The sequence below is a fragment of the Roseiarcus sp. genome (genome assembly GCF_052145395.1).
In the GTDB taxonomy this organism is placed as follows: domain Bacteria; phylum Pseudomonadota; class Alphaproteobacteria; order Rhizobiales; family Beijerinckiaceae; genus Roseiarcus.
Window position 1 is genome coordinate 1 of the sequence record NZ_JBKQOT010000332.1, and the last position, 5,315, is coordinate 5,315.

General features: G+C 64.3%; 8 protein-coding genes. 2 read left to right on the plus strand and 6 right to left on the minus strand.

Translation table 11 applies throughout. The features are described from left to right. Both ACLP25_RS11225 and ACLP25_RS11230 read left to right on the plus strand, forming a co-directional pair. Positions 1–193: hypothetical protein (locus tag ACLP25_RS11225; RefSeq protein WP_442469279.1), on the plus strand; the 193-nt coding region annotated here is incomplete at its 5' end. Positions 194–236: 43 nt separating this feature from the next. Next, positions 237–875, plus strand: coding sequence for a DUF309 domain-containing protein (locus tag ACLP25_RS11230; protein WP_442469280.1), 639 nt, complete (start codon positions 237–239; stop codon positions 873–875). Positions 876–974: 99 nt separating this feature from the next. Here the strand turns inward: ACLP25_RS11230 and ACLP25_RS11235 are convergent, their stop codons facing one another. The 6 genes from ACLP25_RS11235 to ACLP25_RS11260 form a co-directional block, all read right to left on the minus strand. Continuing rightward, a complete protein-coding gene (locus ACLP25_RS11235) occupies positions 975–1,355 on the minus strand; it encodes a DUF5615 family PIN-like protein (RefSeq protein ID WP_442469281.1) in 381 nt (126 codons plus the stop codon). After that, positions 1,352–2,038: a DUF433 domain-containing protein gene (locus ACLP25_RS11240; protein ID WP_442469282.1), complete on the minus strand. Its 687-nt coding sequence runs from the start codon at positions 2,036–2,038 to the stop codon at positions 1,352–1,354. The genes ACLP25_RS11235 and ACLP25_RS11240 overlap by 4 nt, the downstream gene beginning before the upstream one ends. A 186-nt stretch (positions 2,039–2,224) precedes the next feature. Next, positions 2,225–2,482 (minus strand): hypothetical protein, encoded by a 258-nt coding sequence (locus ACLP25_RS11245; RefSeq protein ID WP_442469283.1) that lies wholly within the window; start codon positions 2,480–2,482, stop codon positions 2,225–2,227. Positions 2,483–2,498: 16 nt separating this feature from the next. Beyond that, positions 2,499–4,250 carry an Hsp70 family protein gene (locus tag ACLP25_RS11250; protein WP_442469284.1) on the minus strand — a complete coding sequence of 584 codons (1,752 nt, stop codon included), beginning with the start codon at positions 4,248–4,250 and terminating at the stop codon, positions 2,499–2,501. Continuing rightward, positions 4,247–4,993, minus strand: a complete 747-nt coding sequence (locus tag ACLP25_RS11255; RefSeq protein WP_442469285.1) for a nucleotide exchange factor GrpE — start codon at positions 4,991–4,993, stop codon at positions 4,247–4,249. The genes ACLP25_RS11250 and ACLP25_RS11255 overlap by 4 nt, the downstream gene beginning before the upstream one ends. Positions 4,994–5,009: 16 nt before the next feature. Continuing rightward, positions 5,010–5,315 (minus strand): hypothetical protein (locus tag ACLP25_RS11260; RefSeq protein ID WP_442469286.1); only part of this gene is annotated, 306 nt, incomplete at its 5' end.

A 5,315-nucleotide genomic window follows, 5' to 3' on the forward strand; every position in this document is an offset into this window, starting at 1 on the left:
CGCAAGGTATCGACGATTGGCAGTGGCGGCGTTGCAGCCGCTGGCAAACCCTACTGACGCGATGATCGACGCGGCCCACGAGGCGGCCTCCTTCGACGACATGTGGGCCATCAACAGCCGCCGCGACTTCAAGCGCGCGGTTAGGGCAATGCTCGCCGCTGCGAGCATCAAACAGAATAATCCAATGCGATGACGTGATCTTGGCGCTTAGCGTGCTCTTTCGGGAAGAGTCCACGATGACCCCTATTGGTTCGATGTTACGTCCGCGCTGGCTGCCGCAGAAGAGCTTTCCACCCTACGCGTATCTGCCGGGTCGGGAACCGCATCCCGTGCGCGACCCCACGGGACATAGCTACCATGTCGAACCAATTCGGGTTGCCGCGGAGCCATCGCTTGGCTCAGACGTATTTCTCTGGGGTCTCGACCTCTTTAACCACGGTTATTACTGGGAAGCTCATGAGACCTGGGAAGGTCTTTGGCAGGTTGCGGATCGAGAAAGTCCACTGCGTATGCTCTTCAAAGGATTGATCCTGTTGTCGGCAGCGGGGGTCAAGATCCGGGAGCGCAAACATTTGGCGGCTGCGCGTCATGCCAGACGCGCCGCGGCTCTGCTTCGTCGGCTGATGAAAATGCCGGATCGCGCCTTCGAGCGTGCGCTCGGCATGTCACCCGCGACGCTCGCTGAATACGCCGAAGCAGCCGCAAGGATTCCCGCTGATTTGCAGGCGACGCCGCCTGGACAGCCTCAACCCGTGTTCAATTTCATTCTCGGATCAAATTCCCGGAGGAGGCGGAGCGGATCGCAAAAGAGCAACAGTCATTGTCATTCGGCGCGGGGGCTCAACGCCGATCGGCACGATAAGACTTTGAAATGATAGACTGGAGGTGGGATCACCTCATGACGCCGACTCACAGGTTTGAGCGTCATAGCCGAAAGTTTGGGACTTGTTTTCCGGTCGTCGATCTGAACCTTGTCAGGGCAATGGGTTGATGCTGATGGAACCCTTCGCCGAAATCGTCAGAACAGAGTTCACGAGCAAATCTTGCGGTCGGTCGCCGCCCATGTTGGCGAGGTGATGGAGCACAAGCTGCATGAGCCGTTGGGCCTCTAATCGTGCGACAGACGGCAGAATGATCAAGCCGGGATGAAGTTCGACGCTCGCGGCGAGCTTGCGGAAATCCTCCGCGTTCTCGGTTACGACAATTCGATCTTCGGCGATCGCCCGCGCGAAGACGACGTGATCGGAGTCCCGCAAGCGGCCTCGATCGCGCGGATGGATCGCATCGTGCAGGCCGCCTGCATTGAGGAAGCGGCTGAGGGACGGCGAGATGCACTCATCCACGAAAAACCTCACGCCGCTCTTCCCGCGCGTCGCGCGACTGGACGCCCAACTTGCGGGTGCGTTTTTCCATAAAGGAACGCCGCCTCGAAAGCTTCCCTTGGAATATCAGGATAATCCTCCGCGAGGTCTTCGACGGAGTCGCCAGATGACAGACGTCCGCAGATCGCGCTCACGGTAAGTCGGGTGCCTTTGATCACTGGGCGTCCGCCCTGCACGCCGTCGACTGTTTCGATGAAGGCGTTTCTTGCCTTGGCGTAGCGCTCCGCTCGCTCGACGGCCTCGCGGGCCATCGAGCCAACGTGAACGAATACCGACGGTGCCACTTCGATCTCGGCGGTTTTCAATGCCGCAGGCGAAAGCCGGGCGAGCTCTCGCGCAACCCGTTTCTTGTCGTTCACCGTGAGGCGCCGACCGAGAGACTTGACGGCGACGGCGAGCGCGACCGCATGGAGCGGCAGGAGCCGCCGGTTTGCCCGCACCCCACGCGGCGAAGTTAGAACTTTTTGCTCGAGCGCCTTTTCGACAATGGTTTTCGACGTGCCGGCCAAAGCGGCCACTTCGTTTGGCGTAAGCAGTGCGCCATCGCTCATAATTCGCTCCTCGCCGGGAATTGATTTATGGCGTTCCCAAGGTCGAAGTTCAAGGCCCGGTCCACCCGCCTGTGTCGGTTGGCACCTAATTGGGCTCTGCTTCACTCTGTGTGATGGACGCGGCTTTTACGTGTTTTTAGCGCGCTGAAAACACAGGGAGATTTGGCGCTGGGCTCCCGAAATAATATGGAATGACATTGCTCACGAGACTTGCCAGCAATTTCTCAGCGTTATCAGTCGCGTATTGCCAGTTCGACTTCCCATTTCCACACGGAGTGAAGCAGAGCCGGTTTAGGTGCTGCGCGACAGCGCCGACCGGATCCAGGCAAGATCGGGTGTTGTCCGCAATGTGCTCGCGCGGCGGAGCAGGCGGACGGCCATGGCTCGGTCGCCAGCGGCGAGGCGATAAAGACCGGCCGCCGCCAGCGCCGCGCTCTCCTCAGCGACGCGCCGGACGGTTCCAAGCTCCGCCCGGCAGCGCCGGCATGGACCGCTGCCGTCGAGCCGTGCACGGCAGATCGGGCACTGCTCCAAGACTCCGGCGACCATGGCGTGACCCTCCGGATCAGGTCTCGAGATAGAACAGAAGATCATCGAGCCGCGACACGGCGTCGGCGAGCCCGGCCGCGTCGCCGCTCGCCCGGCTGTCCTCGATGGCCTCGATCAGATCGACGATCTCGGCGCGGTCCTCCGCGATCGCACTGTCGAGCTTCGCGCGCGCCTTGGCGAGAAGGGCCACGATCTTCGGGTCGGCTGCGGCGGACGCCTCGGCGTCGGCGGCCAGCGCCGTTTCGCTCGTGGCCTCGCCGAACAGATGATCGATGTGCTGACGGGCCTCCTCGATCTCGTCCTCGTCATAGCGCGACATCGCCTTGTCGATGGTGATCCGCTGCTCGAGCCCGGTCGCCTTCTCCTTGGCGGACACGTGCAGGATGCCGTCGCGGTCCAACGCCAGGTCGAGGATGATGATATTGCCGGCCGGCGCGTCGGCGAGATCATCGACGCGGAACTCGCCGATCTGGATATTCTCCAAAGCGTTCTCGTTCTCGCCTTGAAAGATTCGGACCTCGACGACCTTCTGATTTTCGGTGACCGTGGCGAACGCCTCGCTCTTGCGCACCGGGATCGGCGTGTTCTTGGAAATGATGGGGACGAAGCAGTAGGGATAGAGATTCCCGCCTAGCTCGCCGAGCGCGCTCGTGCCGAACGTGTAAGGGGTCACGTCGACCAGTACAGCCGACACCTTCTCGCCCGCAATGGCGGCGCCTTGGATGGCGGCCCCCATCGCGACGCACAGATCGGGATCGACCTCGCCGCGGGCCGGCCGGCCGAACGCCTCGAGCAGTCGGTTGCGGATCAGGGGGGTGCGGGTCGCGCCGCCGACCAGGAGGATCTCCTCGATCTGCGACGCGGTCAGGGCCGCCGATTCGAGCGCAATGTGGATCGCCGACAGAGTCTCCTCGATGAACGGCCCGATCATCTCCTCGTAGTCAGTGCGGGCGAGTTCCAGGGCGAGATGAACCGGCCTGCCGTCGACCTCGGCTAGGTATTCCTCCTCGATCCGCGCAAACGGATGGTCGGAGAGATGCTTCTTGGCGCTCTCGGCGGCGCGATGGATGCGCGCCATCGCCTGCGGATCTTCGCTGACGTCCGCCCTGTGTTCGATCTTCAGATGGTCGAGCACGTGCTCGACGATCTTGTGGTCGAAGTCGTCGCCGCCAAGATGGTTGTTGCCATGGCTGGCGATCACCTCAACCACCCCGTCTTCGATGTGCACGACCGAGACGTCGAAAGTCCCGCCTCCGAGGTCGTAAACCAGCACCCGTTTGCCCTGCTGCTGTGCGGCCTCGTAGACCAGCGCCGCCGCGGTCGGCTCGTTTACGATGCGGGCCACCTCGAGCCCGGCGATCTCACCGGCCTCGCGGGTCGCCTGACGCTGCGCGTCGGAGAAGAACGCGGGCACGGTGATCACCGCCTTGCGCACCGGCGCGCCCAACCGCTCCTCGGCGATCTCCTTGAGGCGACGCAGGATCATCGCCGAGACGTCCTGCGGCTTGTAGTCTCGGCCGCCGAGCGAGACCTTTCGGTCGCTGCCCATCAGCCGCTTGATCGAGCGCACCGTCCGCTCGGGATGGAGGATGTACTGGTTGCGCGCCTCCTCGCCGACCAGGAGACTGCCGTCCTGGGCCAGCCCGACGACGGACGGCAGGATCAGGCGCCCGGCGGAATCCGCCTGCACCTCCGGACGGCCGTCGCGATAGATTGCGATCTCGGAATTGGTGGTCCCGAGATCGATTCCGACAATGATCCCACTCATTCGACATCTCCCCGATCGGAACGATCCCTCGCGCCGGCACGCTTCGCCACGATCACCTCCGCGGCCCGCAGCAATTGGCCGTCCCACTCGAAACCGGTGCGGGATTCGGCGATCACCAGTCCCTCGGCGACAGAGGGATCGTCCCGCGTGGCCACCACCCGCGCGACGTCGGGCATGAACGGGCGACCGATGGTGGCGATCGGGGTGACGCGGCGATCCGCCAGCACCCGGTCGAGCCGCCGCAGCGTCATCTCCAGGCCCTCCCGCCAAGAATCGGGGACGGATGCGGTCCGCCGCCATCGCGACCACCACGGCGACCTGTTCTCGGGCGGGCCAGCCGCGAGCCCGGCGGCGAGACGATCCCGCACGTCAATGATGTCGAGCAGCAGCGGTCGCAGGATCGTGCGGGTCTGCTCGCCGGCGCGGGCCCGTGCTTCCTTCAGCTCCCGGTCCAGTGCTGCATTTCCCGATTGCAGCGTCTCGAACACAGCGCGGAACTGGTCGAGCGCGTCCTTGACGATGCGCGATTGGGTGCGCACCTCGTTGCGGGTGGCGGCGATCTCCGCGAATACCGAGAACAGGTCCCGCGCCTCGTCGTCCGCTGGATCGCCCGCGACCTCAGTCGCCATTGGGCTCGCGTCCGCGGTCTCAGCGACGGCGGATTCCGGCGCGTCCGCCGTGTCGAGCCCGTCCAGATAGGCGCGCAGCCGGTCGAGCAGGGTCTCCTTGAGGGACTGGTCCATTCGCTCTTTCCGCCGATCACGCGCCGTCGGTGCGCGAGGCCTCTTGCCATCGCGCCATCGCCCGCTCGACGCCCTCGACCAGCAGCGCCGTTAGTTGCGCCTGCGAGACCCGTCTCTGGCGCCGCGCCTCGGGCGGCGGCAGGCTGGCCGTCTCAAGCCGGGTCAGCGCGGTGTTGTGCGGAGCGAGCAGCCTCCCTGCGAGCCGCTGGCGCTCGGTTTGCAGAGCCTCGAAGGCGGCGCGGTAGGTCTGGAACCGATCCGGCTCGCGATCGGGCGGGAAGTCCCGCACCAGCGCCAGATAGCGCCGTTTGATCTCGCTGTC

Excerpts from the sequence above, each read along its gene's own strand:
- ACLP25_RS11230 (WP_442469280.1), top strand. The coding sequence starts at position 237 with ATGACCCCTATTGGTTCGATGTTACGTCCGCGCTGGCTGCCGCAGAAG.
- ACLP25_RS11245 (WP_442469283.1), bottom strand. The coding sequence starts at position 2,482 with ATGGTCGCCGGAGTCTTGGAGCAGTGCCCGATCTGCCGTGCACGGCTC.
- ACLP25_RS11250 (WP_442469284.1), bottom strand. The coding sequence starts at position 4,250 with ATGAGTGGGATCATTGTCGGAATCGATCTCGGGACCACCAATTCCGAG.
- ACLP25_RS11255 (WP_442469285.1), bottom strand. The coding sequence starts at position 4,993 with ATGGACCAGTCCCTCAAGGAGACCCTGCTCGACCGGCTGCGCGCCTAT.